We start from the raw sequence: 21,701 nt of genomic DNA, 5'->3' as shown, positions 1-21,701 counted from the left end.
ACGTCGGCCCTCGGCAGTCGGGCCGCGATCCGCGCACAGTGACCAGCACTGCCGAACTCTCGAGCCGTGACCCGCGATGACGATCCTGCAGGCACCAGACACGGCTGCACAACCGGCCGCGGATCACCTCCTGCCTCGACCACGGATCGTCGAGTGTCTGGAAGCCGCGATCGACCGGCCGCTCGTGTTGCTGGAGGCGCCGGCCGGCTACGGCAAGACCTGCGCCGTGCTCGAGTGGATGCGCCAGACCGACACCCGGCGTGACTACACGTGGGTCGACCTCCGCGTCGGCGACCAGCCCCGCCGGTTCGTCGGCGCGCTCGCCGAAGGACTCGGCGGCACCGGCCGTGACGCCGCAGGCGGTGACGGACTGCTCGACCTCCCGCCCGAGGCGGCGGTCGACCGGATCGTGGATCGCCTGCGACACCACGGCCGGGAGGTGGTCACGATCCTGGATGGTCTGGACGCCGCAGACGAGGGTGTGCTCCACCTCGTCCGGCGCCTCGTCGAGTCGCTGCCCTCGGGCGCACATGTCGTCCTCACTTCCCGCACGCGCCCGCCGATCGGCGTCCCGCGCCTGCGCTCGTGGCTCGCCATCGCCGAGATCGGGCCCGACGACCTGCGCTTCGACGTCGGCGAGGCGAGCGCGCTGCTGCGCACCAGCCTCGGCCTCGAAGTCGACCGGGACACGATCGCCGACGTGACCCGCCGGCTCGACGGCTGGCCTGCCGGGCTGCAGTTGGTCGGCCTGGCGGCGCGCTCGGCCGACGACCCCGGGGCGAGCCTCAGACGCGCAGGTGGCGACCACCCGGACATCGACGCCTACCTCACCTCGGAGGTTCTCCCCACCATCGACGACGCCCTGCAGACCTTCCTCGTCGACACGGCCCCACTCGAGCGCCTCTCGGTCTCCCTGTGCGAAGCCGCCACCGGACGCCCCGACGTCGCCCGCCAGCTGCGGGCCTTGCAGTCGTGGCCGTGGACCGACCTGGAATACACCGAGACGGGCAGTTGGCTGCGGTTGCATCCGCTGCTGCACGACTGGCTGCTGGCTCTCGCCAAGCGCACGCAGCCCCAGCGCGTCGATCTCGTCCTGGACCGCGCCGCACGCTGGTGCGCCAGACACGATCTGCTCGAGGAGGCGCTCACGTACGCGACGTGGGGGCACCAGCCGCGGTTGCTGGCGTGGCTGCTGCGTGGCCACGGCGACGAACTGCTCGGTCGGGGCCAGCACGTCCGACTTCTGGCGGCCGTCGAGTCGCTGCCGCAGCGCCTGACGGCGTCGGACCCCGAGCTGTACCTCCTGAGTGCCGAGGCCGCCCTCGCGTTGCAGGACGGCGACGCCCGTGAGCGGTTCCTGGCGATGGCGCGACTGCCCGGCGAGCTCCCGGCCGATCGCCGCAACGCGCTGGCGCGCGGCCTCGCGATGCTCGAGGCGCTCACGCTCCTGGACGCCGGCGAGGTGGCGGCTGCCCGGGACCGCCTCCTCCGGCTGGACGACACGCCGGCTCACCCCCCACCCGGCGCCACGGCGCACCTCGGCTGGAGCGGACCGCGGGCGCGCCGCCTGAGGGCGATGATCGAGTTCCTCGCCCGTGGACCGGTGTCGGTCGACGGGAGGGTCGACCCGGCGGACTCCACGGCGGTGCGCGCGTTCGTCGCCTACCAGCACGGCGACTCCGAGCAGGCACGCGTGCTGGCCGTCAGCGTGCCCGGTGACGTCGCCCTCGGCACCCTGCCGAGCCTCGACCGCACCCTCGAACTGCTGCTGTGGGCGCTGACGCGGGCGTGGGCGGACGACGACGAAGGCACGCGAGAGGCCCGCGAGACCGCGGCGACGCTGGCGGGTCGGCGGCACTGGTGGCTCGCCGACCTCACGGCGGCGCTGACCGCCGCCGAGGACGAGCGGCGCTCACACCGCTGGCGGGGCGTGCGACGGTCACTCGAGACGGCCCGGCAGGCGCTGGCGGGGGCGGCGGACCCCGGGGCCGTCCCCGTCCTCTTCCTCGACCCCCAGCTGCAACGCCTGGAGATCCGCGAGGGCTCGGGGGCGTCGCAGCTGACCGAGCGCGAACTGGACATCCTGCGCCAACTCGCGGTGCAGCGCTCGCGTCGTGAGGTCGCCGAGGCGTTGTACGTGTCACCGAACACGATCAAGACGCACCTGCGGGCGATCTACCGCAAGCTCGGCGTCGCCACGCGCGAACAGGCGATCACCCGAGCCCGCGAGCTCGGGCTGCTCGAGGTCTCGCCGTGAATCGTGCGGACCCGCCGATGGACCACCGGCCCTACGCGGATTTCACCCCGGGTGACTCCTGCCGCCTCACCCGGCCGCTCGGTACCCACGAGGTGCTCCGCACATGAAGGTTCCCATGGACCGCTCGCCGTCTGCGCCCTCCAGCCTCGTGACGCTCACCCGACCGGCCAGAACCGGCCCGTTCCGGCTCGTCCCGCGAGCCAAGGTGAGCATCCCCCCGCGACCGTCGTGGGCCCTGCGGCGTCCGCGTCTGGATGCACTGGTCGTCGACGCCCTCACACGACGCGCGGTGGTCGTGGCCACCGCGCCGGCCGGCTTCGGCAAGACGACCGCCATCGCCGATGCGGTCCGCGACCTCGGCCGGCCGACCGCGTGGGTCAACCTCGACGAGGCAGATCGTCGCGCCGACCGGGCGGCGCAGACCCTGCTCGCCGGCGTCGAACGTGCCACCGGCATCGACGGTGGCGTAGCAGCCGGGTCCCGAGGCGACGACGTCGTGACCGCCGTCGGTGCCGCCGTGCACGCGCTCGAGAACACCGGCGAGCGGTTCGTGCTGGTCGTCGACGACGGCGGCACGGCGCTGCGAGCCGGCGCCGGCCAGATCCTGCGCCTACTGCTCGAGCGGCTGCCCGCGCACGCCGACCTGGCGGTCATCGCGCGTTGGCACCCGGCGATCCGATCCGAGCGGCTCCGCGTCCTCGACCGGGTGCAGGAGATCGGTCCGCAACCGCTCGCGTTCACGCTGGAGGAGACCGCCGCCTACCTGGCCGAGGTCCACGGGGCCAGCGTCGACGATTCGACCGCACGTGCGGTGTGGGAGTCGACCGAGGGGTGGCCAGCCGCGGTCCACCTCGCGGCCGTCGACCTCCGCCACGGGGCCGACGATCTGCCCCGGGTCAGCCGGTCCATCGCCGCGTACGTCGAGCAGGAGGTGCTGGCGGACCTACGGGGCGAGGACCGCCGACGCCTGCGCGACACCGCCGTGCTGCCACAGTTGACGCCCGCGCTGTGCGACGCGGTGCTGGGCCGCGAGGGTGATGCCGCGCTCGCTCGCTTCGTCAACGCCGGGTTGGTGGTGCCGGTGGAACACGGTGGTCGGTTCCGTCACCACGGTCTGCTGCGGCAGGTGTTGCTGGAAGAGTTGCGCACCGAGCATCCTGCCCGCGAGGCGGTACTCCACGGTCGTGCCGCGACGTGGCTCACCAGACAGGGACGCTGGCACGGTGCCGTGGAGCAGGCCTTGGCCGCCGGCGACCGGCCGACCGCCATGCGCCTGCTGGAGGAGCACCTGCCGGAACTGCTCGCCACTGGCGGTCAGGCGTGGCTGCGGCGCACGTGCACGCAGGTGTCCGACGCGGACCTCGCCGAACGCCCCGCGCTGCTCGCGTTGCGCCTCGACCTGGCCCTGCTGGCCGGCGACCGCGGCACCGTGGAGAGCACGCTCGCCACGCTGGACGAGTGGCCGCGATCCCGCGCGACCGCCCAGCCGTTCGTGCGTCGGGCACGGGCGACGCTGGCACGATTGCGGGGAGACAGCGTCGACCATCTGCGCCAGGACCCCGACCTTCGGGGACCGGTCGACGCCGTGACCGCCCACACCCTGGGGGTCGCCCTGGGCGTCGACGGCTACCACGACGCGGCACGACGGGCGCTGTGGCACGCGCTCCGCAGCGACGACGTCTCGAACCAGCCGCTACGCGCGCTGGCGATCCTCGGTGATCTCGCCTGGGAACGCACGGCCGCCGGCGATCTCGAGGAGGGTGACCTGCTGTGCCGGCGCGCGCAGCGGCGCGCCGAGGAGGCGGGTCTGGAGCTCCCTCCGGCGGCCGTGCTCCTCGCCCAGGCGCAGATCGCCTTCGACCGCGGTCGCCCCAACGCCGCCCGCCAGCAGGCGCTGGCGCTGCGGACGTCGACGAGCGCCGTTCACGACCAACCCGTGCGTGTGGAACTCGAGGTGCTGCTGGCGAACGTCCTGCTCGTTCGGGGCGACGTCGCGGGCGCGGACCGGGCGCTCGCACGGCTGGAGAGCGAACTGCTCGACGTCGACGCCGGCGCCGGCATCCGCTCGCGTCTCGCCCGGGCGCACGCCGCGCTGCGACTCGTGCTCGGCGACCACGAGCATGCGGCCGAACTTCATCAGGGATTGCTGGCCGACGCCGGCGAGCTCGCCCCGGAGGACCGGCTCATCGCGGCGCAACTCGCGGCCCGCCGCGGTGACCACGACGTCGCCCAGCACCTGCTCCGCGGCGCCGCCGCGGGCACCGGTCCGCGACTGACCATCCAGACGCTCCGCCTCCGTGCCACCCTGGCCGGACGGCGCGGGTGGGTGGCCGAGGCCCAACGGCTGCGTCATGAGGCCGAGCGACTGGCCAGGACGCACGGGCTGATGACGCTGCACCGGCCGACGAGCAGACCGGCGACCGCAGCCGCGCCGCCGGCCGTGGAGCGCTCGGTCAACGGCGAACGCCGGCAGCCACCGCTCGAGTCACTGACCGAACGGGAGCTGGCCGTCCTGCAACGCCTGCCGCTGTGGTCCAACGGTGAGATCGCCCAGGACCTGCAGGTCTCCGTCAACACGGTCAAGTCACACCTCAAGAGCATCTACCGGAAGCTCGACGTCGACTCCCGGGCCAATGCCGTCCGCCGCGCCCGCGCGGTCGGCGTGCTCTGACTCGCCACCTGGCCGTCCCGCCGAGGGCACAGGTCACGAGTCGCAGGTCAGGAACCGACAGAGACACGGTGCCCTGGCGCCTCGGCGCCGGGCGTGGTGTCGTGGAGTGGTGCCGGATCGCCCGGTCCACCCGTGGTCGCGGGGGCGACATGACCAGCACCGACCCCACGAACGACGTCTCATCACGCGACGCGACGGCCGCTGCCCGGTGGCCCGCGCCCGCGCCGTTCCTGCCACCCCTCCGGGCGCACTGGCTCCGACGCCCACGGCTGCTGCGACGCCTGCCCTCCGGCGACGCCCGGGTACTGGTCACGGCGCCGGCCGGATGGGGCAAGACGACGCTGCTGACCCAGTGGGCCCACCTGGAGCGCGGAACCCGCCACGTCGCCTGGCTCGCTCTCGACGCGACCGCCGACGACCCGGGCGAACTCGGCGCGCGGCTGCTCGCCGCCGTCGGGTGGGCGACCGGCCCGTCACTGCTCCTGCTCGACGACGTCGACGCCGTCACGTCCCAGCCGAGCCAGGCGATGCTGACGGCTCTGGTCGCCTCGCCGTCTCCTCGTCTGACGATCGTCCTGGCCAGCAGGACGGAGCCGGACTGGCTCCCGCCCGGCGTGACGGAGCCCGAGCGACTGGACGCGGACGACCTGGCGTTCACCGATCTCGAGGCGACGGTGCTGCTGCAACGCACCGTCGGCCTCGACCTGGGAGTCGACCGGATCGCCGACCTGCGGGAACACACCGGCGGCTGGCCGGGGGCCCTGTGCGTGGCCGCCTCGGCGGCCACGGTTCCGGGGCCGGTCTCGGGGTTCGACGAGGACCTCATCGGCGACGCGCTGACCGAGTACGTCGAGGACGCCTACCTGCCGGAGATCGACGCCGAGCTGCGCACGTTCCTGCATCGCACCAGCATCCTGGACCGCCTCGACACCGCCGCCTGCGCGGCGGTCACCGGGTCCACGCAGGCAGAGGCACTGCTCGCGCGGGCGCGTGCACAGCAGCACGTCGTCCCCCTGCCGTCCAGCGGGTCCACGGCACGGCTGCGCCCACTGGTACGGGACGTCCTGCGACGCCGACTCGCGGACGTCGACGGCGAGGTGGCGGTCCGCCAGCTGCACCGGCGGGCAGCGGCGTGGTTCGAGGGCCACGGCTATCTCGCCGAGGCGCTGCACCACGCGATCGAGGGCGCCGACCAGCAGCGGCTGGGACGGCTCGGTCCCTCGTACTGGTTCGACCTGCTGCGGGCGGGTCGCACCGCCGACCTGCCCGCATGGCGATGGGCGTGGGAGTGGGGCACCACGCAGGCCGACCCGCGGCGCGCGCTGAGCATCGCGTGGCTCGCCGCCGCCAGCGGCGACACCGACGCCTTGGCCGCCTGGTCACGGCTGGCCGCGGAAGGGATCGTGCGGGAGGCCGTCGACGGCTTCGCGTCCGGCATCTCCTCCTTCGCCGTGCTGCAGGCGCTGGCCAGCTACCAACCGATCGCCGATCTGCTGCCGGTGGTGCGTGAGGCGGTCGCGCGGGAGGCGGGTGGGGCCACCCCGGGCGAGGCGTCCGCGCGCCTGGCGTTGGCGTGGTTGTCGTACCTCCGAGGCGACGCCACGGACGGGTACTTCACGGAGGCCGCCACGGCCGCAGCCGGACAGCCCCTCGTCCTGGCGGCCACGTTGACGACCAGCACCCTCGCCGTCCTCGAGCGCGACCCCGTACAGGCCGGGGAGCTGGCCGGGGAAGCGCTGCGACGCCTACGACGCCTGGGCTTCGCCGACCATCCGATCACGTGGCCGGCCCTGCTCGTGGCCGGCTGCCACGACGACGGCGCCGATCCGGAGGGCGCGGCCCGGCTCCGCGACCGGGCGTGGCAGCAGGCCAGACGCTTCGATCCCGTCAGCCCGTGGCCGGGCATCGTCGCCGCCACCATCCTCGCCGCGTTCGCCTTGGACCGCGGCGACCGCGAGCGGGCCGCCACCGTCCTCGCGGAGGCGCAGGTGCTGCGGCGCCGCTACGGACACGACGACGGTCGCCTGTTCGCACGGATGGACGCGCTGCAGCAGCGCCTCGCAGAACTGACCGACGAGTTCGGCCATCCGCTGTCGGAGCGCGAGTTGCAGGTGCTGCGCCGGTTGCAGGGCCGGCTCGACCAGACCGAGATCGCCAAACAGCTCGGGGTCTCCCCGAACACGCTGAAGTCGCACGTGCGGATGGTCTACCGCAAGCTCGGTGCGCGCAGCCGCAGCGAGGCCGTGGCCAGCGCCCGGCGTCGCGGGCTGGTCTGACCACGGCCTCGGTGAAGGCGCGTGGGCCTCCCTGTCCGGGGCCGTCAGGCCGCCGCGCCGAAGGCGTCGCGAAGCGCCTGCTCGTCCTCCAGCGAGAGGTTGCCGGGCGTGATCTTCTCCCCGACCTCCTTGACCCACTCGTCGTCGATCCCGTAGTCCGCGAACTTGCCGGCAGCGCCCCGGTGACGGGTGAGTACCTCGCACGACGAGCACGACCCGGCGGCGTCCTCGAGCACGCAACGCCGCCGGGCCGACCCGTCGTCAAACGGTCTCGAGCGAGTGGCCGTGCGCCGTGATCGCCCAGATGACGGCGACGGACACGCCGATCAGCAGCAGACCCCAGATCGGGTAGTAGGGGATCCAGGCGAAAGCGATCAGCGCCGCGACGGACGCGACGACGACGCCCACGACGCGTGCCCACATGGCCCCGCTGAACAGTCCGATGCCGGCGGCGAGCACCACCGCGCCCACGATCAGGTGGATCCAGCCCCACGTGGTCAGGTCGAACTGGAACACGTACTCCTGCCCGACGACGTAGAACTGGTCGTCGACGAGGGCGATGAAGCCGGCCGTCAGCCACCAGATGCCCTGGACGATCATCATGATCGCCGCGAATGCCATCCACCCGGCCGCCCAACCGCTGGTCTGCTCGGGCACGGCGCGGCGGCGGGCTTCGGTGCCGTAGGTCTGTGACATCGACCTTCCTCCGTAGGGATGGGGTTCCGACACCTCGACGATGCGCCGGTCGATCCGCCGACGCCTCACCCGCCGGGTGAACACGGGCGGGGCGGGTCCCCGAGAACCCCGAACGAGCCGTCCCTGCGCGGCGGAGCACCCGGCTCATGAGGCGAGCAACCTCGCCTTCTCCGCCTGGAACTCCTCGTCGGTGAGCAGCCCCTGCGAGCGCAGCTGTCCCAGCCGTTCCAGTTGCGACAGCCGGTCCGGTCGCGCAGCGGGAGCGGGTGGCGGTGCGGCGGGCGGGTACGCGGCTGCCATCTGCTGGTCGTACGCCTGCTGGCGTTCGACGTAGATCTCGGCGTCGCGATCCGCGAACCGCTCCGCCTGTCGTCGCTGGACGCGACCGGAGACGGCACTGGCCGTCCCGGCCACCACGGCCGTGCGTGCGACCCCTCGCAGCAAGCCCGGCATGAAAGCCTCCTCCTCGTCGTGTTCAGCCCACCGTCTCGAGGGCGTCGAGCGCGTCCATGATCTGCTGTGCCGTCAGCCGGGCGCTCGCGACCGGCTGCGCACCTTCTTCGCGGGCCGCGGCGACGAACGGGACGGCCCAGGTGTTCTCGTAGACGACGACCATGGCGACGGTGCCGGGCGCCAGCGCCCGGGCGGCTTCGTCCAAGTCGTCACCAGCGAGCAGGCCGGACCTCGCACCCACGAACGGGGCCAGCGCGGCCAGCTCGCCGTCCGCGGCCATCGGATCGATCTCTCCGCACACGCCGTCCTCGCTCACGTGCACGAGCATCAGGTCGTAGAGGCGGATCGTGCCGCGGTCGACCAGGTCGCGGAGCGCCGCGGCGGTCCCTTCACCGCTCGCCCCGGGCGGGAACTCGAGGATGAGGAAGTCCATGGGTCCGTACACGCCGCCAGCCATCGTTCGGCCTCCTCGCACGGTCGCGACACGAGCGAACACGGTCCCGCTCACCGTGCCCCGCCCCCGGCGGCCCAACCTCACCCGCGGGTGAGGCCGCCGCCGGGAGCGGGACGTTGACTTGCGGGCACACCGGCCGCGCGCGCCGCCTCGCGGACACGGCGCGCGGCCGTCGTCCGTGACCAAGGACCCCCGGTTCCGGGAGGCGCATCGTGAGCAGCTCCGAAGCAGGCGGCGACCGGCGGCCCGCCGGCGGCGACGCCGATCCGCAACGGCAACTCCTCGAGGTCGAGGTGGTGCGGCTGCAGCGGCGCGTGCAGGAACTCGAGGCACAGCCGCCGTCCACCGGGCAGCGCGTCCGCGACATCGCCACCTGGATCCTCGTCGTGTTCACGGTCCTCGCGATCGCGCTGACGAGCGTCGCGATCTGGCTGCGCAGCACCGTCTTCGACACGAACCGGTTCATGGACGCGGTCCAGCCCGGGCTGACGAGCCTGCAGGTCGCCGAGGCCGTGTCGACCCGCCTGACCACCGAGACGGTGCAGGCATTGGACCTGGAGAACCGGCTCGACCAGGCGCTGACCGAGCTCGGCGACACGCTGAGCACCAACCTCGGGGGCGCGCTGGGGCTCACCGCACAACAGCAGCAGCGTGTCCAGTCGCTGCCGTTGCCGCAGCTCGAGCAGCTCGCAGGCCCGATCGCCAGCGGCATCGAGGGGCGCATCGACCAGTTGATCGACCGGATCGTCCAGACGCCGGAGTTCGAGAACCTCCTGGTGGACCTGACACGCAACGCCCACCTGCGGGCGGTGGCGCTCGTGCGCGGCGACTACTCGCAACTGCCGAACGTCGAGGTGGCCTCGGGCGAGGTGCGGCTCAACCTCGTGCCAGCGGTGGCGCAGGTCCTGACGCAGCTCGCCGACCAGGGCCTGCAGGCGGCGGGGTTCGACGGCGCCAGGATCCCCGACATCGCCGCGAACGTCGACCCGGAGACCGCCGTGCAACGTCTGGGCGAGGCGCTGGGGGTCGACCTGCCCAGCGACTTCGGTCAGGTTCCGCTCATGTCGCAGGACGACCTGGCGCAGCTGCAGGCGGCCGCGCGCGCGGCCGATCAGCTGGTGTGGCTGGGGGTCGTCGTCACGCTCGCGCTCGTCGCCGGCACGGTGGTGCTGTCCCGACACCGCCGCCGGACCGTGCTGTACCTCGGCCTCGGCACGGCCATCGCGACCGTGCTCACGATGCTGCTGCTGCGCAACCTGCAGGGCACCGTCGCGGGCCAGGCGGCGACACCCGAGGGGCAGGCGGCCGTGGGCACGCTCACGGACTCCGTCCTGGACTCCCTGCGGACGACGATGCTGCTCGTGCTGGTCGTGGCGTTGCTGGTCGCCTTCGCCGCCCACCTCGCCTCACGGCCGGCCTGGGCACGGCGCACGTACGAGGTGATCCGCACCAGCACCGCCAGCCGGCCCGGCGGCAGCGACGTCGAGGGGTTCGTCGCCCGCTACGACACCGCGTTCCGCCTGGGAGCCATCGCCCTGGGGATCCTGGTGCTCGCCCTCGTCGGCATCACGCTGCTGTCCGTCGTCGTGGTCGTCCCGCTGGTGCTGCTCGCACTGTGGGGCATCGCCGTGGCCGAGGGCCGCGCGGGATCGCCGGCGGCGGCGATGACGACCTCGCGGGTGACCTCCCGGGGCGGCCAGGAGAGGCCGCGCGGGGACGCGCCCGCCGCGCCGGGCGCCGCTGCCACCCCGGGGACCAACAGCGGCGTCCCACCTGGCGGGCACGACGGTGGCCGGCGCTGACCCGGCCGCCGCCGAAGAACTCGCCCTCGGCGGATCACCCGCCGGGTGATGCTGGCCAGGCCGCTTCGTCCGAGAGTCGCGAGGTGAGCCGCCGACGACGTCGACCAGCACGGAAGGTCCGGTCATGTCCGCCAGCATGGGGCCCGCCCACGACCGCGTGAGGCTGACGACCGCCGAGCAACGCGCGCTCGCCGAACTCGCACAGTGCTTCGCCGACGACGAGTCGACACGCCATGGTCACGAGCGCGGACGCAAGGCCGCGATGACCGCCGCCTCCTGGGTGTGGCGGCGTGCCGCCTGGCTCGTCCCCCTGGGGATCGTGGCCATGATCTTGGTCGGCGCCTTCTCGACCACTGCCGGCGCCGTGCTCGGCCTGCTGACCAGCGTGCTGCTGCTTTTGGCACCGATGCGGGCCTTCACCAACCGGTCGGACCGGTCGGACTGGCCGCCGACGGAGGGCTGAGAACGAGACGTCCGCCGGCGCAGGCCGGCGGACGTCCTCTCGGTGCTCGCTCAGCGCATGCGTCGCGCGACTCGCCGGGTGGTGCGTCTCGCCGTCCGGCGGCCGGTCCGTCGGGCGACGCGTCGTGCTCCTGGCATGGTCCTACCTCCTGCGTCCGTCACAGCGCGCCGGCGTCGGCGGCCTCGAGCTGCTCGGCCTCGTCCGCGGCCACCAGGCCGAGTGCGATGAGGTCAAGCGGGCTGATGAACTCCGCGGCCAGCCGGAAGCCGCCGGCCCGGGCGACCGCGTCCCGGAAGGGGATCGCCCAGCGGTGCTCGACCAGGATGAGCGCCGCGGCGGTGTCCTCGGGGATGTCGGCGAGCACGTCCCAGGCGTTCTCCTCGTCGAAGATCCCGCCACGCTGCTCGACGGCGGCTTCACCGAGTTCGGCGCCGTCCATCATCCCTTCCTCGCCGCCCATGCCGAGTCCGACGAGCGCCCCGACCATGGCGCCGAACTGTGCTTGTTCCTCACCGCTGAGGTCGGTGCCACGCAGACGTTCCACGTTGCCGTCGGCGTCCTTGTGGACGGCGAGTGCGTCGATGACCCGGATCAGGTCGTTCTCGGTGAGGCGCTGCAGCTCGCCGATGATCTCGCCCTGGAAGTCGGGGTGCTCGAAGCCGATCACGAGCAGTTGGACGGGTCCGATCGTCATCCTGTCTCCCTTCTGGAGGTTCGCGGGGCGACGACCGTGACACGTCGACACGGTGCCCGGCCTCACCCGTCGGGTGGGGCCGGGCGTCCGGTCGCCTCAGGCCAGCACGCCACGCTCGACGTCGGTCAGGTCCCACACCTCACGCACGAGGTAGAGCCACCCGTCGAGGTGCTCGAGCAGGGCCGGGTCGAACTCCGAGCGCGGTACCGAGGTCCAGCTCGCCTCCCACAGCAGGAGGTCGCCGGGCTGCTTCCTGATGTAGGCGGGGGTTTCCGGCACGCGCTCGACCCAGCGGTCGAGCACGCGGCGGGTACCGGCGGTGCGGACCGTCTGCGGGACACGCAGCTGCCACACGCCACTCTGGAAGATCAGGTCACCCGAGCCGCGGACCGTAAGCCGCAGCTGGTGGCCCGCGTGGTGCGCCGGTGCGATCGCGACCGACGGCGTCGTGCGGGTGGCGCGTGCCAAGGTCGTGCGGACGGTCCCACCGTGCTCGCGGGCGTGCTCGTAGGTGGTGTCGCGGCGCTCACGGACCTCGAACATCGCCTCGTGGAAGACGGTGCGCAGGTCGACGACCATCTGCCCGGCCTGCAGGGCGGCCAGTGCGGACTTGATGGCCGTGGAAGCGCGATCGTGATGGTCCGCGTAGGCGGCCAACTGCGCCTCCACCACGTCCGACTCCAGGTTGATCGCTGCCAGATCCATCGGGGATCCCTTCGTCCTGATCCTGTGCTCGGCTGCGGGCCGGGGCAGTCCGGAGGCGGCCGGCCCGTGCCGACATCGTCCGCCGACGGGCTGCCGTTGCCTCACCCGATGGGACGCAGCGGGTGGGCCGTGCACATCCGGCCCCTCGGCCGGAGGGGGCCCAATGAGCAGTGACGATGGACCCGCAGCGGAGGTCCACGGGCTGCAAGCGGTTGGAGGAGGAGCGCGGCGGCGGGTCGTCTCACCCTCGGGGTGATGCCGAAGTAACACCGCCGACGGACGATCGGGTCAGCGCATGGGCACGGCGCCCGCGCGACACCGTGGCCGCAACAAGGAGCACCTGATGCCACTCTTGGACGTCTTCTGGGCGATGCTTATCTTCTTCCTCTGGATCGTCTGGTTCTGGCTGCTGATCACGGTCTTCGCCGACATCTTCCGCAGCCACGACCTGTCCGGCTGGGGCAAGGCCGGATGGACGATCTTCGTCGTGGCCCTCCCCTATCTCGGCGTGCTCGTCTACCTGATCGCGCGCGGGCGTTCCATGCAGGAGCGGCAGCGCCGCAGCGCCTACGAGATGGACCAGGCGACCCGTGCCTACATCCGGGAAGCCGCAGGCACCACCTCGACGACCGACGAACTGGCGCGGCTCGCGCAGTTGCACGACACCGGCGCCCTCACCGACGAGGAGTACAACACGCAGAAGTCACGCATTCTCGCGGTCTAGCGCACGAGCCGTTCGGCGGCCCTGCTCCGCGGAGCGGGGCACGCCTGCACCTTCACGCCGGAGGTCGCGATGGCACGCAGCACTTGGCGGGTGGCGCGCCTCGCCGGTGTCGACGTGCGGATCGACCCGTCCTGGATCCTGATCCTGTTCCTGATCGTCTCCAGTTTCGACGCACGCATCGTCGCCGCCTTCCCAGGCACCGAACCGGCGTCCGGACTCCTGCTCGCCCTTGCGGGTGCCATCGTGTTCTTCGGCTCCGTCCTCGTGCACGAGCTGGCGCACGCGCTCGTCGGGCGCCGGCGCGGCTACCAGGTGACCGGCATCACACTGTTCGTGTTCGGCGGCGCCACGCATGCCAAGGTCGCGGACCGGCGGCCGGGCGACGAGCTGTTGGTGAGCGTGGTCGGACCGCTGACCAGCGGGTTGGTCGGCGCCGGGCTGCTGCTGCTCGCGAGCTGGCTGGGCGGGCCGGACCGTGGCGCGCCGGTGTGGCTGCTGGCGTGGCTCGGCACCATCAACCTGTTCCTGGCCGCGTTCAACCTGCTGCCCGGCCTGCCGCTCGACGGCGGGCGGGTACTGCGTTCGCTGGTGTGGGCGCGCACCGGCAACCCCGTGCTCGCCACCCGTGTGGCCAGCCGCGCCGGCGTGCTGCTCGGCTACGTGTTGATCGCGCTCGGGCTCGCGTCCCTGGTGACGACCGGCGACCTCGGCGGGCTGTGGTCGGTGGCCATCGGCTGGTTCCTGGCCGACGCGGCTCGCCGGGAGGGCGCCACCAGCCGGTGGCGGAGACGGCTGCGGGGCGTGCCGGCGGCAGCGCTGATGGAGCCCGACCCGCCCCGTGTCCGCGGCGACGTGGACGTGGCCTCGGCGATCGCGGATCCCAGCCTCTGGCGGCGGCGCGACACGGCCGTGGTGGAGGAACCGGCGGCGGGCGACAGCGTCGGCGTGGTCACGCTGCGCCGATTGACCGCCGTGCGCCCGGAACACCGTTCGGCGACGCCCGTGGCCGACGTGATGGATCCGTTCTCGCGGCACCCGCCCGTGGACGTGCACAGCGACGTCGGCCGCATGCTCGACGGCCTGCTGTCGGAGCGGGACGGGACCGTGACGGTCGCCGACGGTGGGCGCGTGGTCGGGGTGATCCGCCAGGCCGACGTCGGGCGATGGCTGCAGCGCCAGCACGCCCGCGGAGCGGCACCCTGACCGATCACGGCCCGGACGGTTCCTCCGACGGCAGGCCGTCCCGCTCCGGCGCCTGCGGGGCGTCGGCGCCCGGCTCGACCCCGCCGACGGCGGTGACGACCGCGTCGGGGATGGCGGCGGGACCGTGACGCGCGAGGATCCAGCCGTCGATCCGTCGCCACCAGGTCAGTAGCCACTCCTCCGCCTCGGCGCGGTCGGTGGGCACCTCTGCAGCCGGGACGCGCCACGCCTCGATCTCGATCTGCGAGTCCATCGGCAGGCCACGCCACAGGTCGACGACGCTGGAGAGGTCCTCGAGCCCGGTGTGCGCCACGAAGACGACGTCGGCTGCCGGTGCCGCCGTCAGGGCCGCCAGGGCGCCGCCCGGCCGCGGCGTCAGCACGTGGCGCATCTGGCGGGCCTGCTCGGCCTCGTCGTGACGGTCGAGCTCCTCCAGCCGCGCGATGGAGTGCAGCCGTCGGGCGGGGGTGAAGTTGCGCCCCTCCGGGAAGAGCACCAGGGCGTCGCCGGAGCGCAGGCCGGCCGCCAGCACCGCGACGGCCGCCGTGCCGGTGCCGCGGGGGGCGCCACGCGCCACGAAGTGGGTCGGGATGCGGTTGAGACCGACGTCCAGGGCCGGTGCCCACTGCAGGTCCGCGCGCAGCACGATCCGCGGCCGCAGGCCGCGCTGCAGCAGACCGTGCACCAGCAGGAACGAGTCTCCCGGACCGGCGTGCCGGCTGAGCACCACGACCGGCGCGGGTGCGTCAAAGGTGTCGGCGCCGGGCATCGCCGCTTCGTCGTCGACCGCGAAGTCCAGCTTGAAGGTCCGCTGCGCCGTGTGGACCAGGACGGCGAGATAGTGCCGCATGACCGCGTAGTGCGCGGCCTGCCAACGGTCCTCGCCGATCCGCCGCCCGAACCCGCTGGCCAACCACAACGCGCCCATGGCCACCAGCGCAACGGACTCGGCCAGCAGGAACACCAGCGCGAACAGCAGGATGCGCAGCGGGCGCAGGCGCCCCGGCAGGACCGGCGACGCGAACGCCGCGACCAGCAGGGTCAGCGGCAGCGTGGTCAGCACGAGGAGGGTCAGCAGCGGTACGGCCGGTGCCAGCACGAGCCGGCGCGCCCAGCGCGGCGGCAGCATGTCAGCCCTCCTCGGCGCGTGCCGCGCCCCCGTCGCGCCCAGCCCTCCTCGCCGGCCGCTGCCGTTCGGTGAGGTAGGCGGACGACGCGAGGTGCGCGGTCTCCATGCGTTCGGCCGCCTTCGTCGTGTCGCGGTAGCGGAACTGTGCCGGATCGGTGAAGTCCATGGCGTCGGACAGCCCGGTGGGCAGTACGTGCACCTCGACGCCCTCGGGAACGCGTCCCATCGCCTCCACGAACCGGTGTCGACGCGCGATCTCGAAGGCGATCAACCCGACCTCCCACGGCTTGGTCGGGACGCGCAACGGCTGCTCCACCCGGCCGACCTGGAGGACGTAGATGCAGGTGGCGCCGAGCTCCAGCGCGCGGCCGACCGGGATGCTGTCGACCAGACCGCCGTCGAGGTAGTGCTCGCCGCCGAGCGCCACCGGTGGCAGCAGGCCGGGGACGGCGGTCGAGGCGAGGAGCGCGTCGATCAGTGGCCCGTCGGCGAACCAGCGGGCGCCGGCCCGTTCGATGCTGGCGGCAACGCACTGGAAGGGAACCACCAGCTCGCCGAACGTCCGCGCGGGGAGGTACGACAGCAACAGCCGCCGCAGCCGGTGGTTGCCGTGCAGATGGGTCCGGGACCTGGTCAGCGTGCTGGCGCGCTCGAGCAGCGACGCCTCGAACGGGCTGTAGTCGGCGAGGTTGGTCCACAGCGCACGCAGCCGCTGGACCGTGTCGTCGGGTCGCGCGGCCAGCATGGCGCCGTTCATGGCACCCACCGACGTGCCGAGGATGAGGTCGGGGCGGATGTCGTGCTCCTGCAGCGCCTGCAGCATGCCGACCTGGACGGCACCGTGGACGCCGCCGCCGCCGAGCACGAAGACGACGGTCGGGTTCGGTTCCACCGCCACGTCGTCCACGGCCGCTCCTCGGGACACCGGCGGCGGCACCGTATCGCCCCCACCCCCGGCGGGCCCGGCACACCTAGGGTGCCGCCCACGCGACGCCGAGGAGGACCCGTGCTGTACCTGGCCGACCTCGACGGACACGCGCTGCCGACCGGCACGGCGGGCCCGTGGCGCGAGCTGCGGGAACTGCGCCCCGGCCTGCTGTTCGTCGACAGCGAGCAGTCGCGATCGACCGTCTACCACGGCCTGAAGGACGCGCTACCGCCGGGCACCCCGTTGCTGGTCGCCGAGCTGCACGAGGTCCCGAAGTTCAAGGGCATGGCGCCGGGCGCCCTGGCATGGGCACGCCGACGGTTCGCCTGACACAGAACCGGTCGCCGCCGCCTTCAGGTGCTGCTCGGTCCGCGTCCCACGACCGACGAGATCCCCAGCACGTTGACGCCGATCAGCGGGCCCGCCACCGCCGGCGCCAGCGGCAGCAGCATGGCCTGGACGAACACGGTCGTCCCGGCCGTGCCGATGCCGAGTGACCCCGCCCAGGCCCGGTGGGCGAACAGCCCGAGGCAGCTCAGCGCCTGCAGCCCACCGAGGGCCACCAGCGTCCAACCCCAGACCGGTGGGTCGACGAACGGCGTGAGCACCGAGGACAGCCTGCCGCCCAACAGCATCCCGAGCCCGGCGACGACGTTCGTCGAGCCCGAGATGACGAACAGCAGGGCCGCGAGCAGGATCCAGGTGCGGTCGAAGACGACGACCTCGGGCACACGAAGACGAGTGACCGGTTGCATGACCTTCCGCCCTCCGGCGGGTTCGCGCAGCGCCTCCCGCGTGGCGCTCCCTCGTAGCACGACCCCGCACGCTCGCACGATGCACCCGAATCGTCGCGTGCGCGTCACCCGGGCCGGGTGATCGTCGCCGGTGCGACGTTCGGGTGTTCGCGTCGATGCCGCGCCTGCGTCGCGCCGGGCCGCTAGCGTCCCGGTCGTGGCGACCTGGAGCAACGACCCCGACGACACCGGTTCGGGGCGTGCCGGCCGGCTGGGGGCACAGTGGGTCGGCGAGCGGGTGCGCCGCCTGTTCGAGACCGGCGGGAGGGGCTTTCGCGATCTCGCGTTCGTACAGGTGGCCAGCACCATGCACGACACCCTGATCGCCGTCGGCCTGGCGGGCACGCTCTTCTTCGGGGTGCCCTCGGCCGAGGCCCGCGCGAACGTCGCCCTGTACCTGCTGCTGACGGTCGCACCGTTCGCGGTCATCGGACCGGTGCTCGGACGGGTGTTGTACCGCTCCCCGCTGGCCGTTCGCAGCGCGATGGTGGCCGCCGCCGGGGGTCGCGCGGCCCTCGCTCTGCTGGTGGCGGTGAACCCGGATGCCTGGTGGCTGTTCCCGGCCGCCTTCGGACTGCTGCTGCTGTCCCGGGTGCATGCGATCACCCGCCATGCGCTGCTACCGATCGCGCTGGACTCGCGGCACGCGCTGGTGGCCGCGAACGGGCGGCTGGCGTGGATCGGGACACTCGCCGGCCTCGTGGCCGGCGCCCTGGGTGTGCTGGCGCTGTGGCTCGGGGGTGCCTCGGCGCCGCTGTACCTCGCGAGCCTGGCGGCGCTGTCCGCTGCCTGGCTGGCGCGGCGACTGCCGGACCCGGAGGACGACGTCGTCGAGCCGGCACGGCACCCGGGTCCGTCGGTCAAGGGCATGCTGCGTGTGCACCTGCCGCCGTCCGTTCGGGCTGCGCAGATCTCGACCGCCGTGGTGCGGGCCCTCAACGGCTTCCTGCTGCTGCTCCTGGCCTTCGCGTTCCACCAGGTGGAGGGCGCCCTGCTGGACTTCGGGGCCTTGCTGGCCGCCGGCGGGGCCGGGTTCGCGCTGGCGTCCCTGGCCGCGCCGTATCTCGAGGCGCGGCTGCGCGAGGAGCCCATGGTGGTCGCGGCGCTGGCCGTCGAGGCGGCGGCGGCGTTCCTGGCCGGACAGGCGTTCGGACTGGCGACCGGCGCGCTGCTGGCGTTGGCGGCCGGCTTCGCCTGGGGCACCGCCAAGCTGGCCTTCGACGGCCTGTTGCAAGCCAGCGTCGACGCCGAGCGACGCGGGATGGCGTTCACGCGCTCGGAGACGCTGTTCGCGCTGGCGTGGGTCGTCGGCGCGGTCATCCCGACGGCGCTGCCGCTGCCGACCGGCTTCTACCTCGCGACAGCCGGCTTCGTCGCCCTCACCGCGCAGGTCATCTACGTCGGGCGCCTGCTCGTCCCCGGCGAGCACGGTCGCGGTCTCGAGGAGCAGGCGCCTCGGCCCGGCCCGCCATTTCGTCGCGACGGCGGGGACGACTGACGAGCAGGCGGCCACTGGACCGGGCGCGTCCGGTCGCCGTCAGTCGGACCGGTCGTGGCGGGAGCCGTTGGCAGAGCAGGCATCGTTCGACGGCCGCGCCGGGCGCCAGGCGATGAGTGCCGACGTCAGCCGGCCGTTGCGCTCCTGCAGGTCCTGGCGGCGGTCGCTGTGGGCGGCGTCGACGGCCATGCGGCGCAGCTCTCGCAGGTTGCTGCGCAACTCCGCCCGGGCGCGGCGCACACACGCCAGGGAACACACGGGTGCTCCGAGGCGGTCGCACGCCACACACTGCTCCATGCCGTCGCTCCCGGTCGAGCGCGTGCCAGCCCCTCGGCGTCGCCGACGACGGGGGCCGACGACTTCTGCGCCCGGACTGTACGGGCGACCAACTCGACGCGCCAAGGACGGACTGCGGGGCCTCGTCCGGTCCGACTCGGCGAGGTCGGGCGTCCGTCGTTGACGCACGACGGGGTTTGCCGCCACCGGCGTCCCTACTGTGCATCCGAGCCGTCGCAGGAGACGTCCGTGAGCCAGTCCGACCCCGAACCGCAGCGCCCCGGCGCCGAGCGCGCCAACGACCCCGTCTTCGCCCGCCGCGGCTGGGTGTGGGGCGTGGTCATCGGCCTGACGGTCGTCGGCATCTATCTCGGCGGTGTCGTGGGCCTGCTGATCGCCGCGGTGGTCGCCGCCGTGTTCTTCTTCGTCGCCTCGCGCTGAACTCCCGCCTCGGCGTGGGCCTCTGCCTCCCGGCTGTCACGCGGGGCGGCCGACGGCCTACCCTGCCGCCCGCGCGAGCGTGGCGGAACTGGCAGACGCGCTGGGTTTAGGTCCCAGTGGCCCAACAGGCTGTGGGGGTTCGAGTCCCCCCGCTCGCACCTCATCTGACCTGCGGAGAAGCGCGAACATGGCTGCGAGGACCGCACCGTGACGGCCGCTCGCGGACCGCGGTGGACACGAGAGCTGGTGAAGAGCAGGACAGCGGGTTCCCTACCGAGTGCGCGGACCCGCCGTCGGCGGACTCAGAAGCTCGGCGAGCGCCCCAGAAGGTCGTTAACGCCCAGGATGGCGCGCGCGAGCGTGGTCGCCTCGTCGACCGCCGGTTGATCGCCTTCTCCAGTCCTGCAGAGGCGTCGGAGTTCGCGGACGTTGTGGAGCCTGATCGCGGGCAGCCCGGAGTCGAAGAGCGGCGCTGCAGCCAGGTCGTGAACCGCTCAGGTTGATGAGGCGCCCGTCCTCCCAGGTGATGGAACGCGCCGTGCCGAGGTGATCGGTCCGGATGGCTGCCAGAGCTCGGCGGCGATCGCACGCTTCTGCCGTTGTTGCGCTCCGGGCTCGACGGCCTCGACTTCGCGAAATAGAGCGCCATCGTGCCGAACGGCACGCGACTTCGAGTCGCGCTTTGGGGTCGGTCGGTTGTCGACGAGCCCGAGTTGCCAGTGCACCGTGAGGCGCTTGCCATCCAGGGTCGAGGGCATCCCAGGACAGCCCGGCGACCTCGCCGCGGCGCATGCCGTTCGTCAACGGCAGCCACGCGGCAAAGAACCGCTCGCCTTCACGTACTGGATGAACGCGGACCGAGACACGCGCGAACCGGGGATGGCGGTTCGGCAATCGACAATTGTGTGCCTGCCATCACGGCAGCGCCACTCACGCCCTGTGCCGCGGGTCCAAAATGGACTAACCTTTGCTCCCCATCCTCCGGCCGCCGGGAGGCCTCTGACGGTGCCGTCGAACCTGTCGTCGTTGTTCCGCAATCGCGACTTCAGCCTGTACTGGTGCGGCGTCATGCTGTCCGAGATCGGCGTGCGCGGCACGTTCGTCGTCAACCTCTACCACGTCTACGACCTGACCCGCTCGACCGCGCTCGTGAGCGTGGTCGGAGTCGTCCAGGGGCTCGCGCTCGTCACGCTCTCACCCCTCGGAGGCGTGATCGCGGACCGGGTCGACCGCCGGCGCCTGCTGCAGGGGACCCAGTTCCTGTCTCTGGTCGCGAGCCTCACGCTGGGGTTGCTGTCGGTTGCCGGGGCGGTGGAGGCATGGCACATCTACATCACCGTCCTCGTGAACACGGCTGCTTCAACCTTCGACAGTCCGACGAGGACCGCACTGATCCCCGCACTGGTCCCCCGCGAGCAGCTGGCACAGGCGTTCGCGATCGTCAACCCGACGCGCGAGCTCGCCGTCCTGCTGGGGCCGGCACTCGGCGGCGCCCTCATCGCCATCGGCGGCCCCGGGCTGATGTATCTCCTTGACGCCGCCACCTACCTGGCGTTGGTGCTGATCCTGCCGATGCTGCGCATCCCCGCCCACCGTGCCGACGGCGAGCCCATCCGCGTCTGGCGGAGGATGGCGGAAGGCGCCAGATTCATCCGGGGCCGTCCGGTCATCCTCCAATTTCTGAGCCTCGACCTCGCAACGACATTGCTCGCCGGCTGGCGTGCCGTGCTGCCCGCCCTCGCCGTCGAGGTGCTGCGCGTCGGCGAGGTCGCCTACGGCCTGCTCGCGGCCGCACCGTCCGCCGGAGCCCTCGTCGGCACAGCCATCATGGTGCGCTGGGGAAACCGCGCACTCAGCGGGTCGCTGGTGCTCGCGGCCACGGCCGCATACGGCAGCTCGGTCATGGGGCTCGCGTTGGCGCCGGCGTTCGCGCTAGCCGTGGCAGCCGCCGTCTGCCTTGGCGCGACCGATGCGGTCGCCAGCGTCGTACGCCACTCAGCGGTGCAACTCGAGACGCCGGACCACCTCCGCGGTCGGGTGACCTCCCTCTACCAGGTCGCCGTCCGCGGCGGTCCCGCCATCGGTGACGCGAACGTCGGGTGGGTCTCGGCCCTGCTGGGGCCGGCCAATGCCCTGGCCCTGGGTGGCATCCTCCCACTGCTGGCTGTCGGGGGCTACGGCTTGTGGGGCCGACGGCTACGAACCTATCGCGTCGCCACCTGAGATCGACAGGAGCC

At 72.9% G+C, this 21,701-nt stretch carries 21 protein-coding genes and 1 tRNA gene; 12 read left to right on the top strand and 10 right to left on the bottom strand.

Going from position 1 to position 21,701, the window contains the following annotated elements:
- Positions 1-76: 76 nt before the first annotated feature.
- The 3 genes from ACERM0_RS17220 (at position 77) to ACERM0_RS17210 (ending at position 7,204) form a co-directional block, all read left to right on the top strand.
- Positions 77-2,257: a LuxR C-terminal-related transcriptional regulator gene (locus ACERM0_RS17220; protein ID WP_373679851.1), complete on the top strand. Its 2,181-nt coding sequence runs from the start codon at positions 77-79 to the stop codon at positions 2,255-2,257.
- A 205-nt stretch (positions 2,258-2,462) separates the two neighbouring features.
- On the top strand, positions 2,463-4,928 hold the full coding sequence (locus tag ACERM0_RS17215) for a LuxR C-terminal-related transcriptional regulator (RefSeq protein WP_373679850.1): 2,466 nt from the start codon (positions 2,463-2,465) through the stop codon (positions 4,926-4,928).
- 149 nt (positions 4,929-5,077) lie between these two features.
- Positions 5,078-7,204, top strand: a complete 2,127-nt coding sequence (locus ACERM0_RS17210; protein ID WP_373679849.1) for a LuxR C-terminal-related transcriptional regulator — start codon at positions 5,078-5,080, stop codon at positions 7,202-7,204.
- Between the two features lie 44 nt (positions 7,205-7,248).
- Here the strand turns inward: ACERM0_RS17210 and ACERM0_RS17205 are convergent, their stop codons facing one another.
- The 4 genes from ACERM0_RS17205 to ACERM0_RS17190 form a co-directional block, all read right to left on the bottom strand.
- A complete protein-coding gene (locus ACERM0_RS17205) occupies positions 7,249-7,440 on the bottom strand; it encodes a hypothetical protein (RefSeq protein WP_373679848.1) in 192 nt (63 codons plus the stop codon).
- A gap of 25 nt (positions 7,441-7,465) precedes the next feature.
- Complete coding sequence (locus ACERM0_RS17200) at positions 7,466-7,900, bottom strand: hypothetical protein (protein ID WP_373679847.1); 435 nt, start codon at positions 7,898-7,900, stop codon at positions 7,466-7,468.
- Positions 7,901-8,044: 144 nt separating this feature from the next.
- Complete coding sequence (locus tag ACERM0_RS17195) at positions 8,045-8,353, bottom strand: SHOCT domain-containing protein (RefSeq protein ID WP_373679846.1); 309 nt, start codon at positions 8,351-8,353, stop codon at positions 8,045-8,047.
- Positions 8,354-8,375: 22 nt separating this feature from the next.
- Positions 8,376-8,810: a DUF6325 family protein gene (locus ACERM0_RS17190; RefSeq protein WP_373679845.1), complete on the bottom strand. Its 435-nt coding sequence runs from the start codon at positions 8,808-8,810 to the stop codon at positions 8,376-8,378.
- Positions 8,811-9,019: 209 nt separating this feature from the next.
- Between ACERM0_RS17190 and ACERM0_RS17185 the strand changes: the two genes are divergently transcribed.
- Positions 9,020-10,609, top strand: coding sequence for a hypothetical protein (locus tag ACERM0_RS17185; RefSeq protein WP_373679844.1), 1,590 nt, complete (start codon positions 9,020-9,022; stop codon positions 10,607-10,609).
- Positions 10,610-10,733: 124 nt separating this feature from the next.
- Positions 10,734-11,072 (top strand): hypothetical protein, encoded by a 339-nt coding sequence (locus ACERM0_RS17180; RefSeq protein ID WP_373679843.1) that lies wholly within the window; start codon positions 10,734-10,736, stop codon positions 11,070-11,072.
- A 157-nt stretch (positions 11,073-11,229) separates the two neighbouring features.
- Here the strand turns inward: ACERM0_RS17180 and ACERM0_RS17175 are convergent, their stop codons facing one another.
- Together ACERM0_RS17175 and ACERM0_RS17170 are read right to left on the bottom strand one after the other, a co-directional pair.
- Positions 11,230-11,766 (bottom strand): hypothetical protein, encoded by a 537-nt coding sequence (locus ACERM0_RS17175; RefSeq protein ID WP_373679842.1) that lies wholly within the window; start codon positions 11,764-11,766, stop codon positions 11,230-11,232.
- Positions 11,767-11,862: 96 nt separating this feature from the next.
- Complete coding sequence (locus tag ACERM0_RS17170) at positions 11,863-12,471, bottom strand: hypothetical protein (RefSeq protein ID WP_373679841.1); 609 nt, start codon at positions 12,469-12,471, stop codon at positions 11,863-11,865.
- Positions 12,472-12,814: 343 nt separating this feature from the next.
- Here ACERM0_RS17170 and ACERM0_RS17165 point away from each other — a divergent pair, with 343 nt between their 5' ends.
- Both ACERM0_RS17165 and ACERM0_RS17160 read left to right on the top strand, forming a co-directional pair.
- A complete protein-coding gene (locus tag ACERM0_RS17165) occupies positions 12,815-13,195 on the top strand; it encodes an SHOCT domain-containing protein (protein WP_373679840.1) in 381 nt (126 codons plus the stop codon).
- Between the two features lie 69 nt (positions 13,196-13,264).
- Positions 13,265-14,398: a site-2 protease family protein gene (locus ACERM0_RS17160; protein WP_373679839.1), complete on the top strand. Its 1,134-nt coding sequence runs from the start codon at positions 13,265-13,267 to the stop codon at positions 14,396-14,398.
- A gap of 4 nt (positions 14,399-14,402) precedes the next feature.
- Here the strand turns inward: ACERM0_RS17160 and ACERM0_RS17155 are convergent, their stop codons facing one another.
- Both ACERM0_RS17155 and ACERM0_RS17150 read right to left on the bottom strand, forming a co-directional pair.
- Complete coding sequence (locus ACERM0_RS17155) at positions 14,403-15,527, bottom strand: 1-acyl-sn-glycerol-3-phosphate acyltransferase (RefSeq protein WP_373679838.1); 1,125 nt, start codon at positions 15,525-15,527, stop codon at positions 14,403-14,405.
- Position 15,528: 1 nt separating this feature from the next.
- Positions 15,529-16,434 (bottom strand): patatin-like phospholipase family protein, encoded by a 906-nt coding sequence (locus ACERM0_RS17150; protein WP_373679837.1) that lies wholly within the window; start codon positions 16,432-16,434, stop codon positions 15,529-15,531.
- A gap of 99 nt (positions 16,435-16,533) precedes the next feature.
- On the opposite strand from ACERM0_RS17150, the gene ACERM0_RS17145 reads away from it, so the two are divergent.
- Positions 16,534-16,785 (top strand): hypothetical protein, encoded by a 252-nt coding sequence (locus ACERM0_RS17145; protein ID WP_373679836.1) that lies wholly within the window; start codon positions 16,534-16,536, stop codon positions 16,783-16,785.
- A 23-nt stretch (positions 16,786-16,808) separates the two neighbouring features.
- Here the strand turns inward: ACERM0_RS17145 and ACERM0_RS17140 are convergent, their stop codons facing one another.
- Positions 16,809-17,186 (bottom strand): hypothetical protein, encoded by a 378-nt coding sequence (locus ACERM0_RS17140; protein ID WP_373679835.1) that lies wholly within the window; start codon positions 17,184-17,186, stop codon positions 16,809-16,811.
- A gap of 220 nt (positions 17,187-17,406) precedes the next feature.
- Between ACERM0_RS17140 and ACERM0_RS17135 the strand changes: the two genes are divergently transcribed.
- Positions 17,407-18,747, top strand: a complete 1,341-nt coding sequence (locus tag ACERM0_RS17135; protein ID WP_373679834.1) for a hypothetical protein — start codon at positions 17,407-17,409, stop codon at positions 18,745-18,747.
- Positions 18,748-18,786: 39 nt separating this feature from the next.
- Here the strand turns inward: ACERM0_RS17135 and ACERM0_RS17130 are convergent, their stop codons facing one another.
- Positions 18,787-18,987, bottom strand: a complete 201-nt coding sequence (locus ACERM0_RS17130) for a hypothetical protein (RefSeq protein WP_373679833.1) — start codon at positions 18,985-18,987, stop codon at positions 18,787-18,789.
- A gap of 285 nt (positions 18,988-19,272) precedes the next feature.
- Here ACERM0_RS17130 and ACERM0_RS17125 point away from each other — a divergent pair, with 285 nt between their 5' ends.
- The 3 genes from ACERM0_RS17125 (at position 19,273) to ACERM0_RS17115 (ending at position 21,687) form a co-directional block, all read left to right on the top strand.
- A complete protein-coding gene (locus ACERM0_RS17125; RefSeq protein WP_373679832.1) occupies positions 19,273-19,464 on the top strand; it encodes a hypothetical protein in 192 nt (63 codons plus the stop codon).
- A 73-nt stretch (positions 19,465-19,537) separates the two neighbouring features.
- Positions 19,538-19,622, top strand: a tRNA-Leu gene (locus ACERM0_RS17120).
- Positions 19,623-20,490: 868 nt separating this feature from the next.
- Entirely contained in the window at positions 20,491-21,687 is a 1,197-nt protein-coding gene (locus tag ACERM0_RS17115) for an MFS transporter (RefSeq protein ID WP_373679831.1), read from the top strand.
- Positions 21,688-21,701: the final 14 nt, after the last annotated feature.

Origin of the sequence: Egicoccus sp. AB-alg2 (assembly GCF_041821065.1) — a bacterium.
Lineage (GTDB): Bacteria > Actinomycetota > Nitriliruptoria > Nitriliruptorales > Nitriliruptoraceae > Egicoccus.
The sequence above is the reverse complement of the archived record's forward strand: the minus strand, read 5'-3'. Positions and strand labels throughout refer to the sequence as shown.

Bases quoted from the DNA above. Each gene is read 5' to 3' on its own strand.
- ACERM0_RS17190 (WP_373679845.1), bottom strand. From the start codon at position 8,810: ATGGCTGGCGGCGTGTACGGACCCATGGACTTCCTCATCCTCGAGTTC.
- ACERM0_RS17155 (WP_373679838.1), bottom strand. From the start codon at position 15,527: ATGCTGCCGCCGCGCTGGGCGCGCCGGCTCGTGCTGGCACCGGCCGTA.
- ACERM0_RS17180 (WP_373679843.1), top strand. From the start codon at position 10,734: ATGTCCGCCAGCATGGGGCCCGCCCACGACCGCGTGAGGCTGACGACC.
- ACERM0_RS17220 (WP_373679851.1), top strand. From the start codon at position 77: ATGACGATCCTGCAGGCACCAGACACGGCTGCACAACCGGCCGCGGAT.
- ACERM0_RS17160 (WP_373679839.1), top strand. From the start codon at position 13,265: ATGGCACGCAGCACTTGGCGGGTGGCGCGCCTCGCCGGTGTCGACGTG.
- ACERM0_RS17175 (WP_373679842.1), bottom strand. From the start codon at position 11,766: ATGACGATCGGACCCGTCCAACTGCTCGTGATCGGCTTCGAGCACCCC.
- ACERM0_RS17195 (WP_373679846.1), bottom strand. From the start codon at position 8,353: ATGCCGGGCTTGCTGCGAGGGGTCGCACGCACGGCCGTGGTGGCCGGG.
- ACERM0_RS17210 (WP_373679849.1), top strand. From the start codon at position 5,078: ATGACCAGCACCGACCCCACGAACGACGTCTCATCACGCGACGCGACG.
- ACERM0_RS17170 (WP_373679841.1), bottom strand. From the start codon at position 12,471: ATGGATCTGGCAGCGATCAACCTGGAGTCGGACGTGGTGGAGGCGCAG.
- ACERM0_RS17165 (WP_373679840.1), top strand. From the start codon at position 12,815: ATGCCACTCTTGGACGTCTTCTGGGCGATGCTTATCTTCTTCCTCTGG.
- ACERM0_RS17200 (WP_373679847.1), bottom strand. From the start codon at position 7,900: ATGTCACAGACCTACGGCACCGAAGCCCGCCGCCGCGCCGTGCCCGAG.